The following is a 19,326-nucleotide window of genomic DNA, read 5'->3' on the forward strand; positions in this document are numbered from 1 at the left end:
TGCCTCACATGCGTTCGAAGGAGCGGCGCAGCTCCCAGTCGGTCACCGCGGCGTCGAAGGCCGCCAGCTCGACGCGGGCCATGTTCCGGTAGTGCGCGACGACCTCGTCCCCGAAGGCGGCTTTCGCGACGGGGCTGTTCTCCCAGAGCTCGGCGGCCTCGCGCAGGGTGGTCGGGACGTGTGCGAAGTCGGCGGTGTAGGCGTTGCCGGGGCAGGCCTCGGGCAGTTCCAGCCGCTGCTCGATGCCGTACAGCCCGGCCGCGATCAGACCTGCCACGGCGAGGTGCGGGTTGACGTCGCCGCCGGGCAGCCGGTTCTCGAAGCGCAGCGAGCGGCCGTGGCCGACGACGCGCAGCGCACAGGTGCGGTTGTCCTGGCCCCAGGCGACGGCGGTCGGCGCGAAGGAGCCCGGCTGGAACCGCTTGTAGCTGTTGATGTTGGGGGCGTAGAGGAGCGAGAAGTCGCGGAGGGCGGCGAGCTGTCCGGCGAGGAAGTGCCGCATCACGTCGGACATGCCGGGCCCGTCGGCGAACACATTGCGGCCGTCCGCGTCCGTCAGCGACAGGTGGATGTGGCAGGAGTTGCCCTCCCGCTCGTTGTACTTGGCCATGAAGGTGAGCGAGACGCCCTCCTGGGCGGCGATCTCCTTGGCACCGGTCTTGTAGATGGCGTGCTGGTCGCAGGTGACCAGGGCCTCGTCGTAGCGGAAGGCGATCTCGTGCTGCCCGGGGTTGCACTCGCCCTTGGCGGACTCGACGGTCAGGCCGGCGCCCGCCATCTCGTTGCGGATCCGGCGCAGCAGCGGCTCGATCCGGCCGGTCCCGAGCACCGAGTAGTCGATGTTGTACTGGTTGACCGGGGTCAGCCCCCGGTAGTTGGCGTCCCAGGCCGCCTCGTAGGTGTCCTTGAACACGATGAACTCCAGCTCCGTACCGACCTGTGCGGTGTAGCCGAGTTCGGCGAGGCGCTCCAGCTGGCGGCGGAGGATCTGCCGGGGCGCGGCGACGACCGGGGAGCCGTCGTTCCAGGCGAGGTCGGCGATGAGCATCGCCGTGCCCGCGTTCCACGGCACGCGGCGGAGGGTGGAGAGGTCCGGGTGCATGGCGAAGTCGCCGTAGCCGCGGTCCCAGGAGGACATGGCGTAGCCGTCGACGGTGTTCATCTCGGTGTCGACGGCGAGGAGGTAGTTGCAGCCCTCGGTGCCGTGGCGCAGGACCTCGTCGAGGAAGAACCGGGCGGCGAACCGCTTGCCCTGCAGCCGCCCTTGCATGTCGGGGAAGGCCAGGACGACAGTGTCGATCTCACCGCTCGCGACGAGGGTGTGCAGCTCCTCGACGCTCAGCGGGGGTGTGCGGTCTGCCACGGGAGCTCCTTCGACTGGCGATGTGCTGCTGCGGCCGGGCGGGGAGCTCTAAGGTATTGAAGAGAACCATTGCTTGGGAAGGGGGTACGGCCACATGTCGCTGGACGCGGACGGCGCCCTCGACGACCCGTTGACGCCGGTGCTGCGACCGGTGCGGGCGGGCAACGGCTTCGAGGAGGCGCTGGAGCAGATCCTGCAGGTGGTCCGGCTGGGCCTGGTCCCGGGCGGCGAGCGGCTGCCCGCCGAGCGGGTGCTGGCGGAGCGGCTCGGGATCAGCCGGGTGACGCTGCGCGAGGTCCTGAAGGTGCTCCAGGACCAGGGGCTGGTGGAGTCCCGGCGCGGGCGCTACGGCGGGACGTTCGTGTTGCCGCGCACGGACGCCGGCGGCGAGGACGAGCTGCGGCGCCGGATCACCGAGGTCGACATCGAGGACGTGCTGCGCTTCCGGGAGGTCCTGGAGGTGGGCGCGGCGGGCCTGTGCGCGGCGCACGGCCTGACCGGCGAGCAGGCGCTCCGCCTCCGCGAGGCGCTGGCCCGCACCCACGAGGCACCGCTGGCCGACTACCGCCGCCTCGACACCCTGCTCCACCTCACGATCGCCGAACTGTGCGGCTCCCCCTCCCTGACCGCCCAGTACGCGGCGGTACGGGCCACGGTCAACGACCTCCTGGACTGCATCCCGCTCCTGGTCCGCAACCTGGAGCACTCGCAGCGCCAGCACATCGCGCTGGTGGAGGCGGTGCTGGACGGGGACGCGGACGGCGCGCGGGAGATGATGCGGGAGCACTGCGCGGGGACGGCGGCGCTGCTGCGGGGCTTTCTGGCGTAACGGGACCTGCCCATGTCATAAAGGTATTCGCGCACACCTTTGTGACTCGGGAGGGGTCCATGACCGGACGGCCGCTGATCGGCGTGAGCACGTACCTGGAGGCCGGGGCCCGCTGGGGTGTCTGGGAGCTGGAGGCGGCCCTGCTGCCGGCCGGCTACCCGCGCCTGGTGCAGCGGGCGGGCGGCCTGGCGGCGATGCTGCCGCCGGACGCCCCGGAGCATGCGGCGGCGACGGTGGCCCGGCTGGACGGCCTGGTGATCGCGGGCGGCCCGGACGTGGAGCCGGTCCGTTACGGCGCCGAGCCCGGTCCCCGGACCGGCCGCCCCGCCCGGGTCCGGGACGCCTGGGAGCTGGCCCTGATCGACGCGGCGCTGGGCGCGGGGGTACCGCTGCTCGGGATCTGCCGGGGCATGCAGCTGCTGAACGTCGCGTTGGGCGGCACGCTGGTGCAGCACATCGACGGGCATGCGGAGGTGCCGGGGGTGTTCGGCCGCCATCCGGTCAAGCCGGTCCCCGGCACCCTGTACGCCGGGACGGTTCCGGAGGAGGCGTCGGTCCCGACCTTCCACCACCAGGCGGTGGACCGCCTCGGCGCGGGGCTCGTGGCGTCGGCGTACGCGGCGGACGGCACGGTCGAGGCGGTCGAACTGCCCGCCGGGCACGGGTGGGTCCTCGGGGTGCAGTGGCATCCGGAGATGGGGGAGGATCTGCGGGTGATGCGAGCGCTGGTCGCGGCCGCGTCGGGGTCCTGAGGGGAGTTCTCGCCCCCGCCGCCCCTACCCGTCCCGTCCCCCAGGGGGTGGCCCCCCTTCGACCGCCCGCCCCGGGGGCTGCCGCCCCCGGCCCCCCGCATCGGCCTGAACGGCCTCGTCCTCAAACGCCGGACGGGCTGCGGTCCACTCTCCAGCTCCCCCTCTCGAGAAAGCGAGTCTGGTGGTGGGTGGGCAAGGGAACCGGGGGTGCAGGGGGCGGAGCCCCCTGGGGGTCAGGTGCGGGTCAGGGTCAGCAGGTCGCGGGCCGGGCCGGTCGGGCGGTGGCCGGTCGGCCAGACGGCTCGTAGGTCGCGGCGGAGGGCGATGCCCTCCAGCGGGATGCTGACCAGCCGCCGCATCGACAGCTCCTCGCCCACCGCCAGTTCGCTGAGGACCGCGGGGCCCGCGCCGCTGACCGCCGACGCCTTCACCGCCGTGGTCGAGGACAGTTCGATCAGCGGGCGGGCCAGGCCGCCCAGCGCGACGTCGAGGACCTGGCGGGTGCCGGAGCCGCGTTCGCGCAGGATCAGCGGGGTCGCCGCCAGTTCCGCCGCGGCGAGCGGGCGCCGGCGGCGGGCCCAGGGGTGGGCGGGGGCGACCACGACGATCAGCCGGTCGTGGGCTATCACCGCCGAGTCCAGGCCGTGCGGGACCGTCAGGCCCTCCACGAAGCCGAGGTCCGCCTCGTCCGCGAGCAGCCGTTCCGCCACCGCCGCCGAGTTGCCGGCGAGCAGGGACACCGCCGTGTCGGGGCGCTGGGCGCGCAGCGCGAGCAGCCAGCCGGGGAGCAGGTACTCGGCGATGGTCATGCTCGCCGCGACCCGCAGCCGCGAGTCCCGCCGGTCCCGGAGCGCCTGGGTCCCCGCGTCGAAGGCCTCCGCCGCCTCCACCACCCGCCGCGCCCAGTCGGTCACCAGCGCCCCCGCGTCGGTGAGCCGGGAGCCGCGCGGTGAGCGGTCGACCAGGGCCACGCCCAGCTGCCGCTCCATGGACCGGATGCGGCTACTGGCCGCCGGCTGGGTGATGCCGACCTCCCGCGCGGCCGCCCCCAGGCTGCCCAGCCGCGCCACCGCCAGCAGCAGCTCCAGCGCGCCGAGGTCCGGCACCCGGTGCGCCAGTGTGCCGCCGCCCGACCGTTCCTCCGTCTCGCTCATAAGACCAGCTTATGTCCCCATAGAAGCGGACTCCCTGGTCGCGGTCCCGAAGCGGCGGGACCGTGGAGCCATGGTCACCGCAGTCCGGCATCTCGGCCCCAACTGGTACGCGTCCGTCATGGGCACCGCGGCCCTCGCCCTCGGCGGCGCCGCGCTCGGCACCGACGGCCCGCGCGAGCTCCTCACCGGCGTCTGGGCGCTGTCCCTGCTGCAGCTCCTGGTCCTGCTGGTCGCCCGTGCCCTGCACTGGGCCCACCACCGCGACCAGGCCCTCGCCGGCCTTCGCGACCCCGCGGTCGCCCCCTTCTACGGCTGCCTGGCGATGGCGCTGCTCGCCGTCGGCGCCGGTGCCCTCGCCCTCGGGCAGGACTGGATCGGTGAGCCGGCCGCCGTCGCGCTCGACTCCGTGCTGTTCGTCGCCGGTACCGCCGTGGGACTCGTGGCCGCCGTCGCCGTGCCGTACCTGCTGGCCGTACGGCACCGGGTCGAGCCCGGTCAGGCCTCGCCGGCCTGGCTGCTGCCGCTGGTGGCGCCGATGGTGTCGGCCGCGGTGGGCCCGCAGCTGGTCCCGCATCTGCCGCCCGGGCAGCCGCGCGAGGCCCTGCTCTACGGCTGCTTCGCACTCTTCGGGCTGAGCCTGCTGGCCACGCTGCTGATGCTGACGCTCGTCTTCGCCCGGATGGTCACCGGCGGCCCGCTGCCGCTCGCGCTGACGCCGATGGTCTTCCTGGTGCTGGGCCCGCTCGGGCAGTCCACGACGGCGGTCGGTGCCTTCGCGGACCTCGCCCCGGGGGTCGTACCGGCGCCGTACGCGGCCGGCTTCGCTCTCCTCGCCGTGCTGTACGGCGTTCCGGTCATGGGGTTCGCCCTCCTGTGGCTGGCGCTGGCGGCCGCGCACGTGGTGCGGGCCCGGCGGCACGGGATGCGGTTCGCCATGACGTGGTGGGCCTTCACCTTCCCGGTGGGCACGTGCGTCACGGGCGCCGCCGCGCTCGGGCGCCACACCGGGTTCGCCGGCTACCACTGGCTGGCGGTGGGGCTGTACGGCCTGCTCGTCGCCGGCTGGCTCGCGGCCGCCTCCGGCACCGTACGCGGGCTGCTCAGCGGAGAGCTGCTCGCAGCGCCTCGCCCAGCACCCGCGGCGCCTCGGCCAGTGACGGTCCATACCACGTCAGGTGCCGTCCGCTGAGCAGCGCGCACGGCAGCCCGGGGAACGCCTCCGGGCCGTCGGCGGCGGTGAAGCGGTAGGGCTCGTCCGGGAGGACGACCAGGTCGGGGCCCGCGTCGCGGAGTCCATCGAGCGGGATGCGGGGGTAGCGCTCGGGGTGGTTCCCGAAGAGGTTGCGCACGCCGAGCCTGGCCAGCACGTCACCCGCGAAGGTGTCCCTGCCCAGGACCGTCCACGGCCGCCGCCAGATCGGTACGACCGCCGTGGCAAGGGGCTCGGGCAGCGGTGCCGACCACGCCTGCTCCGCCTCGTCCAGCCAGCGAGGGCGGCCGTTCGCCCCGCACGCGGCCAGCATCCGGGCCAGCTCGCGGAAGGCCTGTGGCACGTCCCGTACCTCCGTGACCAGGACCTCCACGCCGGCGGTGCGCAGGGCGTCCAGGTCGGGGGCGCGGTTCTCCTCCTCGTTGGCGATCACCAGGTCGGGGGTGAGGGCGAGGACGCGGTCGAGGGCGGGGTTCTTGGTGCCGCCGATGCGGGGGAGGTCGAGGCCGGCGGGGTGGGTGCACCAGTCGGTGACGCCGACGAGGACTTCAGGGAGCGTTTCTGCGATTGCCTCGGTGAGGGAGGGGACCAGGGAGACCACGCGCCGTGGTCCTCTGTCGGTCCGTTGTGGTTGCGCGCGCAGTTCCCCGCGCCCCTTGTGGGGCGCTTCAGTACGGGGGATGTCAGCGCTGGCGATCGTGGACTGCCTCGATGTGTTCCGCCACCGCGACCACGACGACCCGGGTGTCCGGGACCGTCGCGCGCCAGCGGTGGCGGACTCCGCCGGTGAGGTAGAGGGTGTCGCCGCGGCCCAGGCGGTAGGCGCGGCCCTCGGCCTCGACCTCCACGGCGCCGTCGGCGACGTACATCAACTCGTCGTTGCGGTGCTGGAATTCGCGGCCTGCTTCGTGGTCGCCGGTGAATTCCGAGGCGTGCAGCTGGTGGTGGCCGCGGACCAGGGAACGTACCCGGGGCGCGAAGTCCGGCCCGGAGGCGTCGTCGGCGCGCACGACGTCGACACTGCACGCGGGGTCGGCGGCGGCGAGGAGTTCGACGGCCGTGGTGCGCAGGGCGTCGGCGAGCTTCTCCAGGGAGGTGCGGCTGGGGCGGGCCCTGTCGTTCTCGACCTGGCTCAGGAAGGGCACCGACAGGCCGCTGCGTTCGGCCACGACGGCGAGGGTGAGCTCCAGCGCACGGCGGCGCCGCCGGACTGCCGCGCCCACCCGCACGGGCTGCTGGTCTTTGTGGTCGCCCATCGCTCCGGCTCCCTCCTTCGCTCGTCGTTCCGTCCTCCGGGTGCCCGGCTTGGACCGGACCCCTCCTGATGGGTTCTCTGCACCCTACGCATGTTCGGCAAACCGTTTCAGGCGGCCGTCACATCCCTGTCACGTCCGGTGAGTGCGACCCTCACAGTTCGCGCCAGTGCACGAGCCCGCCGGACTCACCGGGCGCGGGCTCCTCCTCCGGAATGAACACGCTGACCGGGCGGGCCGGACGGCCGTCGGATCGGTCAGCAGTGCGGCCGACGGACCGGCGAAGGCGCGGCTGCCGCCGGGGGTACGCGCCCTGTCAGGACGCGGGGACACCCCAAGGGCTCAATGCGCGAGCGGTCGCCGATGTTCCCGGCGGCGCCCCGGTCGAGGAGTGCCTGTTCGGCGCGGTGCTCCGGGCGCGTCCGCCGGACGAGCAAGTCCCGCGGGGTGCACCGGAGTTGCGGCCCGCTCCACGGTGCCTCGGGATACCCCGACGAGGTCGGGGGGTGACCTCGGCGCGCGTGGACGGGGTGGCGGCGCGTCGAACGCACGGTCGGCCGATCCGGCGGCAGGACGGAAAGGCTTGGGCAGTGCCGTAGCGCTATGTGGTTGGCCGGATCCTTTTCGTGGACGAGGGCCGCCGCACCGGACGGTCGCTGTCGGTGCCGTACGGCATGATGCCTGGCGTGACCGCACGACTGATGCTTCTCGACACCGCCTCGCTGTACTTCCGCGCCTACTTCGGCGTCCCGGACTCCGTGAAGGCGCCGGACGGCACGCCGGTGAACGCCGTGCGCGGGCTGCTGGACTTCATCGACCGGCTGGTCAAGGACCACCGGCCGGACCTGCTGGTGGCCTGCATGGACGCGGACTGGCGGCCGCAGTGGCGGGTCGACCTCATCCCCTCGTACAAGGCGCACCGGGTCGCCGAGGAGCGCGAGACGGGACCGGACGAGGAGGAGGTGCCGGACACCCTCTCCCCGCAGGTGCCGGTCATCGAGGAGGTACTGGACGCGCTCGGCATCGCCCGGGTCGGAGTCGCCGGGTACGAGGCCGACGACGTGATCGGCACCTTCACCGCACGCGCGGCGGGCCCGGTGGACATCGTCACCGGCGACCGCGACCTCTACCAGCTGGTGGACGACGCGCGCGGGGTGCGGGTGCTGTACCCGCTGAAGGGTGTCGGCACGCTGCAGACGACGGACGAGGCGTGGCTGCGCGAGAAGTACGGGGTGGACGGAGGCGGGTACGCCGACCTGGCGCTGCTGCGCGGCGACCCGAGCGACGGGCTGCCCGGGGTGCCCGGCATCGGCGAGAAGACGGCCGCGAAGCTCCTCGCCGAGTTCGGCGACCTGGCCGGGATCATGGCTGCGGTCGACGATCCGAAGGCGAAGCTCACGCCGTCGCAGCGCAAGCGGCTGGACGAGGCCCGGCCGTACGTCGCCGTGGCGCCGAAGGTGGTCCGGGTCGCCGGTGACGTACCGCTGCCGGAGGTCGACACGGCGCTGCCGAAGTCCCCGCGGGCCCCGGCGCGCCTGGACGCCCTCGCCGCCCGCTGGGGCCTGGGTGGCTCACTGAACCGCCTGCTGGCGACACTGGAAGCCTGACCACGCCTCCCCCCGAGGGCATCCCCGCGGGCATCCCCGCGGGCATCCCCGGAGGAATTGTTCCGGCAAAGGCCGCTCATGAAGTGTTCATGGAAGAGGTGTTCACTGGGAAAGAGGTGCTAACTTAGGTAAACCTAACCATTGAGCAGGGAGGTCGGTCATGGCAGAGCGCCCGGGACGTAAGCCGCGCAAGCCCCATTCCGCTCAGGTGGTGCGCACCGAGCGGCTGAGCCCGCACATGCAGCGCGTGGTCCTCGGCGGTGACGGGCTGGCCGGTTTCGCCGCGGACACCTGCACCGATCACTACGTGAAACTCCTCTTCGGGCCGGCGGGCGTCACCTATCCGGAGCCCTTCGACCTGGAGCGGATCAGGGCCGAGTTCCCCCGTGAGCACTGGCCGGTGACCCGGACCTACACCGTGCGCTCCTGGAATCCCGAACACCGGGAGCTGACCCTGGACTTCGTGGTGCACGGCGACGAGGGCCTGGCCGGGCCGTGGGCCTGCCGTGTCCAACCCGGCGAGACCGTGCGCTTCATGGGCCCCGGCGGTGCCTACGCCCCCGACACGGAGGCCGACTGGCATCTGCTCGCCGGTGACGAGAGCGCGCTGCCCGCGATCGCCCGTGCTCTGGAGTCCCTGCCGGCCGGGGCGAAGGCCTTCGCCTTCGTCGAGGTCGCCAGCCCCGAGGAGGAGCAGAAGATCGACTCCGACGTGGAGGTCGTCTGGCTGCACCGGGGCGGACGGCCGGTCGGCGAGGCCCTGGTCGCCGCCGTACGGTCGCTGGACTTCCCGGAGGGCCGGGTGCACGCCTTCGTGCACGGCGAGGCGAGCTTCGTGAAGGAACTGCGGGCGCTGCTGCGGGTGGAGCGCCAGATCCCGCGCGAGGACCTGTCGATCTCCGGCTACTGGCGTCTCGGGCACAACGAGGACGGCTGGCAGGCCTCCAAGCGGGAGTGGAACGCCCGGATCGAGGAGGAGCAGGAGGGCGACGCCGCCGCCGCGTGAGCCGACTGGCGGCACCTCACGAGAAGGTGCCGCCACCCGTTGCCGGTCACACCGGCCGCCGGTTCCGCGTGCCGGTCACACCGACCGCTGGTACGACCTGAATGTCCTGATCGACAGCCACACGGCCGCCACCGCCAGCGCCAGCAGCGCCCCGCCGCGGCCGAGCACCGCCCCCCAGTCGGGGTCCGCCGACAGCGCCGAACGGCTCGCCACCATCGCCCAGTTGAGCGGGTTGAAGTCGGCGATGTGCCGCATCCAGCCGGGCATCTGGGACGGTGCCATGAAGGCGCTGGACAGGAAGGTCAGCGGGAGCAGCAGGAAGGTGTTGATCCCGATGATCGACTCCCGCTCGCGCACCAGCATGCCGAGCGCGTTGGACAGCGCCCCGAAGATCGTGCCGAGCAGTACCGCGGAGACCAGCAGGACGGCCACGCCGCCGATCCCGCCCGGGTAGTCGGCGCCGCCCAGCAGGCCGAGCAGCACGATGATCAGCGACTGGCCGGCGGTGACCAGGCCGTTGTTCACCACGTTGCCGTTCATCAGCGCGGCCCTGCTGACCGGTGTGGTCAGGAAGCGGTTGAGGGTGCCGCGCTGGATCTCCTCCAGAGTGCCCATGCCCGCCCACATGTTGGAGCTGAGGGCGCTCATCACGACCACGCCCGGCACCAGGTAGTCGAGGTAGGAGGTGGTGCCGAAGCCGCCCAGCTCGACGACCTTCCTGAAGAGGTTGCCGAACAGGAACAGCCAGATCACCGGCTGGATCAGGGTGATGACGGCGAACGCGGGCTGCCGGGCGAACACCACGAGCTGACGCTGGGTCATGTACCAGGTCTGGGAGACGGCGTTGCTCATCGGGCACCTCCGGCCAGGGCGAGGGAGCCGGAGCCGGCGGTGTCGGCGTCGGCGTAACGACGGCCGGCGTAGCGCAGGTAGACGTCGTCGAGGGAGGGCCGGGCGACGGTCGCGGCGACCACGGTCACCCCGGCTCGCTCCAGGGCGGCCAGCAGCGCCGGCATCGCGGCCGCGCCGTCGTCGGCGCGGGCGCTGATCCGGCGCCCGTCGAACAGCGCCTCGCGCACGCCCGGCAGTCCGGTCAGCGCGCCGGTGAGCAGGGTGCGGCCGGCTTCCCCGGGCGCCTCGCGCAGCTCCACGTGGACGGCGTCGCCGCGCAGTTCGCCCTTGAGGGAGTCCGGGGCGCCCTCGACCACGACCCGGCCGCGGTCGACGATCGCGATCCGCTCGGCGAGCCGGTCGGCCTCCTCCAGGTAGTGCGTGGTGAGCAGGATGGTCAGGCCCTCCTGACCGGCCAGCCGGCCGATCTCGTCCCACATCGCGGTGCGCGCCTCGGGGTCGAGACCGGTGGTGGGCTCGTCGAGGAAAAGCACCTCGGGGCGGTGGACCAGGCCGAGGGCCACGTCGAGCCGGCGCCGCATGCCGCCGGAGTAGCCCTTGACCTGGCGGCCCGCGGCGTCGGTGAGGGTGAAGCGGTCCAGCAGCTCGTCGACCCGGCGGTCCAGCGCGGCCCCGCGCAGGCCGTAGAGCCTGCCCTGGAGCTGGAGGTTCTCCCGCCCGGTGGCGACGGGGTCGGCCCCGGAGTTCTGGGCGACCACGCCGATCGCGCGGCGCACCCGGTCCGGGTGGCGCAGCACGTCGTGCCCGGCCACGGTGGCGGTGCCGGAGTCGGGGCGGGCCAGGGTGGTGAGGATCTTGACAGTGGTGGACTTGCCGGCGCCGTTGGGCCCGAGGAGCCCGAAGACGGTGCCGGGTTCGACGGTGACGTCCATGCCGTTGAGCGCGGTGACGTCGTTGGGATAGGTCTTGATCAGCTGGCGCGCCTGCACTGCGGGCGCACGGGTGTTCATGACAGGGCTCTCCTGAATGAGCGGATGACAGCTGATCCGCCTGAGGAGCACCGGGCTATCCTGGGTGTGCCGCACCTCGATCGCCCGGATCTGCCTCTCGGCGGGTTCAGCTCGGGGTTCGAGACCCTGGCGGGGCTGCTGCAACAGCTCCGCCGGGGTCTGTTTCTGTTACCGGTCCGCCTCCGTGAACTCCGGCGGGACTTCGCCGGTCTCGTGGTACCGGCGCCATTCCTCGACGCCCGGCAGCGAACCGTCCTGCATCTCCCGCACGAAGCCGCGGACCCATTCGGTCTGCGCTTCCAGCATGTGCAGGTGGTATTCGACCTCGACGACGAACAGTCGGGGCAGTGTCTCGTGCAGCTTCTCCAGCACGGCCCGGCCGCCGGTGACCTCGACCTCCAGGGTGCTGAGCCGGTCCTCCAGCAGACGCTCGACCTCGTCGGGCGGCAGGGCGCCCATCAACGAGAGCGCCGTCTCGAAGATCGGGTACTCCTTCACCGGGACGGCCATCAGGTCGGACAGCCAGTGGATCATCTCCTCGCGCCCGGCGTCGGTGATGCCGTAGACCGTGCGCTCCGGGCGGTTGCCCTGCCGCTCCACGTCGGCCACCTCGACGAAGCCGTGCTTCTCCAGGTTCTGCATGACCGTGTAGAGCGAGCCGTAGTTGATCCGGGTGCTGGTGTCCTTGCCCTGACGGCGCATGGTCTGGGCGATCTCGTACGGGTGCATCGGACCCTGCAGGAGGGTCGTCAGCACGACGAGGGCCAGAGGATTGCTGAGCTTGCGCCGCTTCACCGCCATGCCGACCACCCCGCTTCCGAATATCCGTGGCCGAACATATCGCGTCCCCATGGCGTACGTCAATACACACGATGTATCGCGTCTGGAGCGATCACGCAAGGACGTGAGGACTTGGGACCGCCCCGGACACGCCCGTGTGACGCCTTCGAAACAGCGCGTCCCTAATTTCTGTCGCCCGACAGGAAATCGGCCTGACAGGCAGGTACCGCCGTGACGACCATCGACGACCACTCCCTGAGGGAGTCCGACGACCGCTCCCTGGAGGAGTTCGGCTACCGCCAGGAGCTGCATCGCAGCCTCGGCCGGTACGCCTCGTTCGCCGCCGGGTTCTCCTTCATCTCCGTACTGACGACCGTCTTCCAGTTCTTCGCCTTCGGGTACGCCTTCGGCGGCCCGGTCTTCTTCTGGGCCTGGCCGGCCGTCCTGGTCGGCCAGTTGCTGGTGGCCGCGTGCTTCGCCGAACTGGCCGGCCGCTACCCGATCTCCGGCGCCATCTACCAGTGGTCCTCCCGCCTGTCGAACCCGTCCTTCGGCTGGTTCGCCGGCTGGATCATGGTGATCGGGCAGGTCGTGGTGGTCGCGGCGGCCGCACTCGCCCTCCAGATGGTGCTGCCCGCGCTGTGGTCCGGCTTCCAGCTGATCGGCACGGACACCGCGGTGACCTCGGCCGACGGGGCCGCCAACGCAGCCGTGCTGGGCGTCGTCCTGCTGGTGCTCACCACCCTCGTGAACATCATGGACAACCGGGTGATGTCCGTGATCAACCGGGTCGGGGTGACCGCCGAGATCATCGGCGCGGTACTGATCATCGTCCTGCTGCTCACCCACTCCAAGCGCTCCCCCGGCATCACGTTCCACACCGGTACGGCCGCCGAGGGCGGTCTGCTGGGCGCCCTCCTGGTCGGCTCGTTCACGGCCGCCTACGTGATGATCGGCTTCGACAGCGCGGGCGAGATGAGCGAGGAGACCCACCACCCGCGGCGCACGGCGCCGCGCACGATCCTCACGGCGCTGACCGCCGCGGGCCTGCTCGGCGGCCTGGTCATCCTGGGCGGCCTGCTGGCCGCGCCCAGCCTGACCGACGGGCACCTCGGGGTCGACGGGCTCAGCTACGTCCTCACCAGCAGCCTCGGCGACGGGGTGGGCCGGGTACTGCTGGCCGACGTGGTGGTGGCCATCGCGGTGGCGACGCTGGCGATCCAGACCGCGGCCTCCCGGATGCTGTTCTCCATGGCGCGGGACGGGCAGCTGCCGTTCGCCGAGCGGCTGGCGCGGGTGAATCCGCGCACCGGGATGCCGGGGGCGCCGGCCGTGGTGGTGGGGGTGCTGGCCGCCGTACTGCTGTTGCTCAACTTCGCGTCGCCGGACGCGTTCCTGGCGATCGGGACCACGTGCATCGTGATGCTGTACCTCGCGTACGCGATGGTGACCGGGCCGCTGCTGGTGCGGCGGCTGCGCGGGGAGTTCCGGGCCGAGGGGGCGGACGAGACCGGGGCGCCGCTGTTCTCGCTGGGGCGGTGGGGGGTGCCGGTGAACGTGGTCGCGCTGCTGTACGGGCTTGCGATGACCGTGAATCTGGCGTGGCCTCGGGGGGCCGTGTACGACCCCAGTGGGGGGCACTGGTACTTCCGGTGGTTCACCGTGTTGTTCTTGACGGTGACGGTTGTGGTGGGTGCGGTCTGGCGACTTACCCGGACGGAGTCCAGCAGCGCGGTCGCCGTGCCGGAGGCTGTGGCGTAGTCGTCGGGTGCGGGCGGGCGGGGGCTGGTCGCGCCCACGCGGCGGAGCCGCATATCGACAGAGCCCCGCGCCCCTGACGGGGCGCGTCCCCGTAGCCTTGGCTGCAAATGAGACGCAAGACCGCAGCCCCACCCTCTCCCCTCCCCCAGCGCCAGGGGGTGGACCCCGTGCGGGTCCGGTTGCCCTTCTCCGACGGCTGGGCCACGGTCGGTGACTATCTGATCGAACGGCTCTCCGGAGCCGCCCCCGGCGAAGTCGCCGCGATGCTGGACTCAGGGCTCGTCGTGGGCGCCGACGGACACCCCGTCGCCGCCCACGCCCCCTACTCCCCCGGCCGCTACCTCTGGTTCCACCGCGACCTGCCCGCCGAGGTCGCCGTCCCCTTCCCCCTCGAAGTCGTCCACCGGGACGATCACCTCGTCGTCGCGGACAAGCCGCACTTCCTCGCCACCACCCCCCGCGGCAGTCACGTCACCGAGACCGCGCTGGCCCGGTTGCGGCGGGAGCTGGGGATTCCCGCGCTGGGGGCGGCGCACCGGCTGGACCGGCTCACGGCCGGGCTCGTGCTGTTCACCGTGCGGCCCGAGGAACGGGGGGCGTATCAGACGCTGTTCAGCGAGCGCCGGGTGCGCAAGGAGTACGAGGCGATCGCGCCGTACGACCCCTCGCTCGCCGTTTCCCGGACCGTGCGCAGCCGGATCCTCAAGGAGCGCGGGGTACCGGCGGCACGGGAGATCGAGGGGGAGCCCAACGCCGAGACGGTCGTCGAGCTGGTCGAACGCAGAGGTGACCTGGGGCGGTACCGGCTCACCCCGCGCACCGGCCAGACCCATCAACTGCGCGTCCACATGAGCGCGCTGGGTGTGCCGATCCTCGGCGATCCGCTGTATCCGGTCGTGGCCGGCCCCGTGCCGGACGGTGACTTCCGGCGGCCGCTGCAACTGCTGGCGCGGCGGCTTGAGTTCACCGATCCGGTCACGGGGGTGGAGCACCGGCTGTGCAGCGGGCGGACGCTGCAGGCCTGGGAGTCGTACCAGGCGTGGGCCGGTGACCGGGTCCGTTAGCGGCCCAGCCACCAGCGGCGCAGCCTGGGCCAGACGCCGCGGGGCCTGGCGGGTTCGGAGGCGGACACGGCCACCGGCGCCGGCTGGGGCTCGGGGGCGGGGACAGGGGCGGGGATCGGTTCCGGTGCTGCCGGGCGGGGGATGCCGACCTGCCAGTCGGTGCGCTGCGGAGGGACGAGGGCCGGGCTCGGCATCAGGGTGACGTCCTGCTTCGGCTTGGGGTCGAAGCGCACCGGCAGTTCCACCAGGTGCCGGGAGGCGATCGACGCGCGCCAGCGCAGCTCCTCCTCCTCGCAGTCCAGCTGGATGTCGGAGAGCCGGGTCAGCAGCTGGTCGACGCCGACGTCGGCGATGGCACGGCCGATGTCCTGGCCGGGGCATTCGTGCGGGCCGCCACCGAAGGCGAGGTGGGAGCGGTTGCCCTGCATGTTGGCCTTCAGGTCGGGGCGGACGCGCGGGTCGACGTTGCCCGGCGCGGGCGCGTAGAGCAGTCCGTCGCCCTTGCGGATGCGCTGGCCGCCGAGTTCCGTGTCCTGCTTGGCGAAGTAGGCGAAGACGGTACTGAAGGGCGGCTCGTCCCACAGGGACTGCTCGATCGCCTCCGGCACGGTCATCTGACCGCCGTTGAGCTGGGCGCGGAAGCCGGGCTCGGTGAGGACCATGCGCAGCGCGTTGGCGAGGAGGTTGGCGGTGGTCTCGTAAGCGGCGTAGAGGACGACCCGCAGGTGCTGGGCGACCTCGTCGTCGTTGAGTCCGGCCGGGTGGTTGACGAGGTGGCTGGCGAAGTCGTCCTCGGGGCGGGCCCGGCGGCGGGCGGTGAGCCGGGTCAGGGCGCCCATGACGTACTCGTTGCTGGCGATCGCGGTCTCGGTGCCCTTGAGCGCGTCCCGGGTGGCCTCCACGATCCGGTCGTTGTACTCCTCTGGCATGCCGAGGAGTTCGCACATGACCGCCATCGGCAGGTGCTCGGAGTACTGGGAGACCAGTTCGGCGCGGCCCTTCTCGCAGAACTCGTTGACCAGCAGCTGGGTGTAGCGGCCGATGAGGCGGCGGATGCTGCGGTGGTCGATGGTGGTCATGGCGCCCTGGACCGCGGCCCGCAGCCGCAGGTGTTCGTCGCCCTCGGCGTGCGAGCAGATCGGCTGCCAGGCGATGTGCGGCATGAGCGGGTGGTCGGGCTTGACCATGCCCTCGCGCAGCGGGGTCCAGATGCGGCTGTCCCGGGTGAAGACGGCGGGGGTGCGGACCATCTGGAGGTTCTCGGTGAGCCCGAGGACCACCCAGATCGGCACGTCGTCGTGGAGCAGGACGGGCGCCACGGCACCGTGTTCCTCGCGCAGCTTCTCGTACAGCTCGCCCAGGTGGTCCGCGTCGGCGCCGTAGAGCCGCTGCAGTCCGCCGGGGCCGCGGTCGTGCGCGGGACAGCCGGGCGGCGGGACCGGGTCCGTGCTGGCGCCGGCCTGGAAGGGGGATTCAGGCGTCACAGTGATCGCTCCGAGGAGATCCGAAAGAGTTCGAAGGACTGCGTAGGAATGCGCAGGAATGCGAAGGAGTTCGACAGAGGCTGGGGGAGCCCGGGTGTCAGGTGAGCGCGCCGGACATGGCGAGCGAGTGCAGGAAGCGCATCAGGGTCATCAGGACGTCGCGGCTGGAGGCCCGGCGGCGGGCGTCGCACTCGATGATGGGGACGTCGGGGGGCAGGTCCAGCGCGGTGCGCAGTTCCTCGACGGGATAACGGGGCGCGTCCGGGAAGGAGTTGACGGCGACGACGAACGGCACGCCGCGCTCCTCCAGGCGTCCCATCACGTCGAAGCTGACCTCCAGGCGCCGGGTGTCGATGAGGACGACCGCACCGAGGGCACCTTCGAACAGGCCGTTCCACAGGAACCAGAAGCGTTCCTGGCCGGGGGTGCCGAAGAGGTAGAGGACCAGCTGGTCGGTGATGCTGATGCGGCCGAAGTCCATGGCCACGGTGGTGGCGGTCTTGGAGTCGGAGCCGTAGTTGTCGTCGACCCCGATACCGGCCTGGGTCATGGTCTCCTCGGTGGTCAGCGGTCTGATCTCGCTGACGGAACCGACCATGGTGGTCTTGCCGACCCCGAAGCCGCCCACGATCACGATCTTCACCGCGGCCTGCGCGGAGTGCGGGAGATGGTCCTCGGTGCGGGGGCCGGGGATCGTGTCAGAGCTTTTGAAGTCCATGCATCACCGCTTCGAGAAGTGAACGGTCGGGGAGCGCCTGGCGGACGATCGGGGCGCGCGCCTGCACCAGTTCGGCCGTGATCAGCTCGGTGATCAGTGCCGTCATCGCGCTGAACGGCAGGTTGAGGTAGGCCGAGAGCTCGGCCACGGAGAGCGGGGCGAGACAGAGCCGGAGCAGCGCCGCCTGCTCCGGGGTGACGGAGGGCGGTGCGGCGGCGCGCGCCACGATTAAGGTGACCAGGTCGAGTTCGGCCCGCGCGCCGTCGGCACCGCTGATGACGTAGAGCCGTTCGGGGTTCTTGTTGTCCTCGTCCTCGCCGCCGTTCTCGGGGGCCGGCGGCGCGGACGGGACTCGGGGTGGAGCGAGTTCCGGCCTGGGTTGGCGCCGTTTGCGTTGCGGAGGAGTCATACGGTCTGCCCGTTCCGCCGGGGCGGACTGGTGAGGTGGGCGCCGATGCGGACGACGAGGTCGCGCATCATCTCGCTCATCCGGCCGGGTTCGCAGGTGACGTCGGCGAGCACGGCGAGGTAGGCGTTGGCGCCGGCGGACATGAGGTAGAAGTAGCCTCTGTCGATCTCGATCAGGACGAGGTTCATGTCGCCGTTGCTGATGGGGAGTTCCTGGGCGACGGCGCCGGCCAGGCTCTGCACGCCCGCGCAGGCCGCGGCGAGCCGGTCGGCCGCGTCGGGGTCACCGCCGTGCCGGGCGATGCGCAGGCCGTCGGCGGAGAGCACGACGATCATCTCGACGCCCGGTACGCCGTCGGCGAGTTGCTTGAGCATCCAGTCGAAGTTGCCTCGCTGCTGGATCACTTGAGGTCCCCCTCGTCGTCGGCCTCGGTGCCGGCCGGATCGTTGATCAGATGCAGGTACTTGGTGGGGTTCCGGGTGAAGTCGGTGGGGTGGACACCCGGGTTGTTCTTCTTGAGCCCCTCCCAGAAGGCATCGACCCAGAGGCCGGGCTCGCGGCGCTCGGGCTCCGGCTCGGGTTCGGGCTCCTTGTGCTGCGACCAGATGGTCGGGTTGCCCTCGCGTTCGGCGCGCTCGATGGCGGCCTGCTCGGCGATCCGCTGGCTGAGCGGCGTCTTCATCCGGCTGCGCCGCTGCGGCAGACCGCCCGCCGTCCATTCGGTGACCTCGGGGACGTCGTCCTCCATGGAGATCCCGGCGGGGATGCGGGGGCTGGTGGGCCGGCGCCGCTTGGGCGGGCGCTTGGGGCCTTCGAGGGCGCCGAGTTCGGGCTTGGGGATGCCGGTGGCGCCGATGCCGTGGGCGATGCCGGGGGCGGGGTCGGTGGTCATCATGTCGCTGGGCACGATGAGGACGGCCCGGACCCCGCCGTACGCGGAGGCGCGCAGCGAGACGTCCATGTTGTACGTCTTGCACAGGCGGCCGACGACCGAGAGGCCGAGGCGCGGGTTCTCGCCGAGGACCTGGATGTCCTTGCCCTGCTTGGCCTTCTCCAGCAGGCCCTCCAGGCGGTCGCGGGCCTCCTCGTTGAGGGTGACGCCGGCGTCCTCGATCTCGATGCACACGCCGGACTGCACCTCGACGGCGGTGACGTGCACCTTGGTGGAGGGCGGCGAGTAGCGGGTGGCGTTGTCGAGGAGTTCGGCGGCCGCGTGGATGACCGGCTCGACGGAGGTGCCCTTGATGTTGACCTGGCAGATGGAGTGCAGCTCGATGCGCCGGTACTCCAGGATCCGGGACATGGCGCCGCGCAGCACGCTGTAGAGGGCGACGGGGTTGGGCCACTGGCGGCCCGGCCGGCCGCCGCCGAGCACGGAGACCGAGTCGGCCAGGCGTCCGATCAGCGCGGTGCCGTGGTCGATGCGCAGCAGGTCGTCGAAGACCTCGGGGTTGCGGCCGTGGTCCTCCTCCATCTCCCGCAGTTCGTGGGCCTGCTGGTGGACGATGGCCTGGACGCGCCGGGCGACGCTGACGAAGGAGCGCTCCAGGGAGTCGCGCTGGAGGTCCTCCTCGTCGACGATGTCGAGCATGATGCGGATCAGCCGGCGCTGCGACTCGGGGGCGTGGCGCATCCGCGGGTCGACGTCGAAGAGCTGGCGCACCACCTCTTTGGGTGACTCGCCGGCCTTCAGCCGGTAGAGCGCGGTCGGGAAGACCTCCCGGCCGAGGTGCTCGATCTCTTCCTCGCTCGCGGTGAGGCGCCGTTCCAGATACGCGCGGTGACGGTCGTGCTCGGCACGGGCGTCCTGGAGCCTGCGGCCGCGGCGCACCGCTTCCGCCGCCGTCGCGAGCACCAGCAGCATGCCGACGGCCCCGCACACGCCGACGGCGATCCGGGCGGACCCCGCCACCAGGACGACGGCGGCGACGGTCGCCGCGGCCATCAGTATGGCGGGCAGCAACAGCACGCGCGCCAGGGAAAGTTCACGGCCATCGGGAGGCGATTGCACACTCACCATGTATGCCTTCTGAGACGAATCGGCTGGGTGTCGGGGGAGCTCGTGGGGGGAAGG

Annotated in this window: 19 protein-coding genes; 7 read left to right on the forward strand and 12 right to left on the reverse strand. The window is 72.0% G+C overall.

Features of this window, described 5'->3' with window-relative positions; all coding sequences use genetic code 11:
* Window positions 1-4: 4 nt before the first annotated feature.
* Window positions 5-1,363, reverse strand: a complete 1,359-nt coding sequence (locus ACFY0K_RS26365) for a glutamine synthetase family protein (RefSeq protein ID WP_390641921.1) — start codon at window positions 1,361-1,363, stop codon at window positions 5-7.
* A gap of 94 nt (window positions 1,364-1,457) precedes the next feature.
* On the opposite strand from ACFY0K_RS26365, the gene ACFY0K_RS26370 reads away from it, so the two are divergent.
* Together ACFY0K_RS26370 and ACFY0K_RS26375 are read left to right on the forward strand one after the other, a co-directional pair.
* Window positions 1,458-2,192 (forward strand): FadR/GntR family transcriptional regulator, encoded by a 735-nt coding sequence (locus ACFY0K_RS26370; RefSeq protein WP_181807830.1) that lies wholly within the window; start codon window positions 1,458-1,460, stop codon window positions 2,190-2,192.
* 59 nt (window positions 2,193-2,251) lie between these two features.
* On the forward strand, window positions 2,252-2,944 hold the full coding sequence (locus ACFY0K_RS26375) for a gamma-glutamyl-gamma-aminobutyrate hydrolase family protein (RefSeq protein WP_390641922.1): 693 nt from the start codon (window positions 2,252-2,254) through the stop codon (window positions 2,942-2,944).
* Between the two features lie 233 nt (window positions 2,945-3,177).
* On the opposite strand, the gene ACFY0K_RS26380 is transcribed toward ACFY0K_RS26375, so the two are convergent.
* Window positions 3,178-4,098, reverse strand: a complete 921-nt coding sequence (locus ACFY0K_RS26380; protein ID WP_351958886.1) for a LysR family transcriptional regulator — start codon at window positions 4,096-4,098, stop codon at window positions 3,178-3,180.
* A 70-nt stretch (window positions 4,099-4,168) separates the two neighbouring features.
* Here ACFY0K_RS26380 and ACFY0K_RS26385 point away from each other — a divergent pair, with 70 nt between their 5' ends.
* Window positions 4,169-5,287, forward strand: coding sequence for a TDT family transporter (locus ACFY0K_RS26385; protein ID WP_390641923.1), 1,119 nt, complete (start codon window positions 4,169-4,171; stop codon window positions 5,285-5,287).
* Here ACFY0K_RS26385 and ACFY0K_RS26390 read toward each other — a convergent pair.
* Both ACFY0K_RS26390 and ACFY0K_RS26395 read right to left on the reverse strand, forming a co-directional pair.
* The gene (locus ACFY0K_RS26390; RefSeq protein WP_390641924.1) at window positions 5,199-5,909 is read right to left on the reverse strand and encodes a helical backbone metal receptor; all 711 of its coding nucleotides are present in this window, start codon (window positions 5,907-5,909) and stop codon (window positions 5,199-5,201) included. The genes ACFY0K_RS26385 and ACFY0K_RS26390 overlap by 89 nt on opposite strands.
* Before the next feature lie 82 nt (window positions 5,910-5,991).
* Window positions 5,992-6,564 (reverse strand): helix-turn-helix domain-containing protein, encoded by a 573-nt coding sequence (locus ACFY0K_RS26395; RefSeq protein ID WP_390641925.1) that lies wholly within the window; start codon window positions 6,562-6,564, stop codon window positions 5,992-5,994.
* A 674-nt stretch (window positions 6,565-7,238) separates the two neighbouring features.
* On the opposite strand from ACFY0K_RS26395, the gene ACFY0K_RS26400 reads away from it, so the two are divergent.
* Both ACFY0K_RS26400 and ACFY0K_RS26405 read left to right on the forward strand, forming a co-directional pair.
* Window positions 7,239-8,168 (forward strand): 5'-3' exonuclease H3TH domain-containing protein, encoded by a 930-nt coding sequence (locus ACFY0K_RS26400; RefSeq protein ID WP_390642072.1) that lies wholly within the window; start codon window positions 7,239-7,241, stop codon window positions 8,166-8,168.
* Between the two features lie 160 nt (window positions 8,169-8,328).
* A complete protein-coding gene (locus ACFY0K_RS26405) occupies window positions 8,329-9,174 on the forward strand; it encodes a siderophore-interacting protein (RefSeq protein ID WP_390641926.1) in 846 nt (281 codons plus the stop codon).
* 75 nt (window positions 9,175-9,249) lie between these two features.
* Here ACFY0K_RS26405 and ACFY0K_RS26410 read toward each other — a convergent pair whose 3' ends face one another.
* From ACFY0K_RS26410 to ACFY0K_RS26420, 3 genes are all read right to left on the reverse strand, one after another.
* Window positions 9,250-10,026 (reverse strand): ABC transporter permease, encoded by a 777-nt coding sequence (locus ACFY0K_RS26410; protein WP_351958891.1) that lies wholly within the window; start codon window positions 10,024-10,026, stop codon window positions 9,250-9,252.
* Entirely contained in the window at window positions 10,023-11,036 is a 1,014-nt protein-coding gene (locus ACFY0K_RS26415) for an ATP-binding cassette domain-containing protein (protein WP_390641927.1), read from the reverse strand. Before ACFY0K_RS26415 ends, ACFY0K_RS26410 begins: the two co-directional genes overlap by 4 nt.
* Window positions 11,037-11,204: 168 nt before the next feature.
* Entirely contained in the window at window positions 11,205-11,837 is a 633-nt protein-coding gene (locus ACFY0K_RS26420; protein ID WP_390641928.1) for a PadR family transcriptional regulator, read from the reverse strand.
* Between the two features lie 210 nt (window positions 11,838-12,047).
* Here ACFY0K_RS26420 and ACFY0K_RS26425 point away from each other — a divergent pair, with 210 nt between their 5' ends.
* Window positions 12,048-13,577, forward strand: a complete 1,530-nt coding sequence (locus tag ACFY0K_RS26425) for an amino acid permease (protein WP_390641929.1) — start codon at window positions 12,048-12,050, stop codon at window positions 13,575-13,577.
* Window positions 13,578-13,684: 107 nt separating this feature from the next.
* Window positions 13,685-14,641, forward strand: a complete 957-nt coding sequence (locus ACFY0K_RS26430) for an RluA family pseudouridine synthase (RefSeq protein WP_390641930.1) — start codon at window positions 13,685-13,687, stop codon at window positions 14,639-14,641.
* Here the strand turns inward: ACFY0K_RS26430 and ACFY0K_RS26435 are convergent.
* The 5 genes from ACFY0K_RS26435 to ACFY0K_RS26455 all read right to left on the reverse strand — a co-directional run bounded on the left by ACFY0K_RS26435 (window position 14,638) and on the right by ACFY0K_RS26455 (window position 19,272).
* Complete coding sequence (locus ACFY0K_RS26435; protein ID WP_390641931.1) at window positions 14,638-16,125, reverse strand: cytochrome P450; 1,488 nt, start codon at window positions 16,123-16,125, stop codon at window positions 14,638-14,640. The two genes, ACFY0K_RS26430 and ACFY0K_RS26435, sit on opposite strands and share 4 nt — an antisense overlap.
* A 97-nt stretch (window positions 16,126-16,222) precedes the next feature.
* Entirely contained in the window at window positions 16,223-16,843 is a 621-nt protein-coding gene (locus ACFY0K_RS26440; RefSeq protein ID WP_382724094.1) for an ATP/GTP-binding protein, read from the reverse strand.
* Window positions 16,824-17,252, reverse strand: coding sequence for a DUF742 domain-containing protein (locus ACFY0K_RS26445; RefSeq protein WP_351958898.1), 429 nt, complete (start codon window positions 17,250-17,252; stop codon window positions 16,824-16,826). Before ACFY0K_RS26445 ends, ACFY0K_RS26440 begins: the two co-directional genes overlap by 20 nt.
* Complete coding sequence (locus tag ACFY0K_RS26450; protein ID WP_046726726.1) at window positions 17,249-17,656, reverse strand: roadblock/LC7 domain-containing protein; 408 nt, start codon at window positions 17,654-17,656, stop codon at window positions 17,249-17,251. The genes ACFY0K_RS26445 and ACFY0K_RS26450 overlap by 4 nt, the downstream gene beginning before the upstream one ends.
* On the reverse strand, window positions 17,653-19,272 hold the full coding sequence (locus tag ACFY0K_RS26455; RefSeq protein WP_390641932.1) for a sensor histidine kinase: 1,620 nt from the start codon (window positions 19,270-19,272) through the stop codon (window positions 17,653-17,655). The genes ACFY0K_RS26450 and ACFY0K_RS26455 overlap by 4 nt, the downstream gene beginning before the upstream one ends.
* Between the last annotated feature and the right edge of the window lie 54 nt (window positions 19,273-19,326).

Origin of the sequence: Streptomyces sp. NPDC001507 (genome assembly GCF_042894765.1) — a bacterium.
GTDB lineage: Bacteria > Actinomycetota > Actinomycetes > Streptomycetales > Streptomycetaceae > Streptomyces.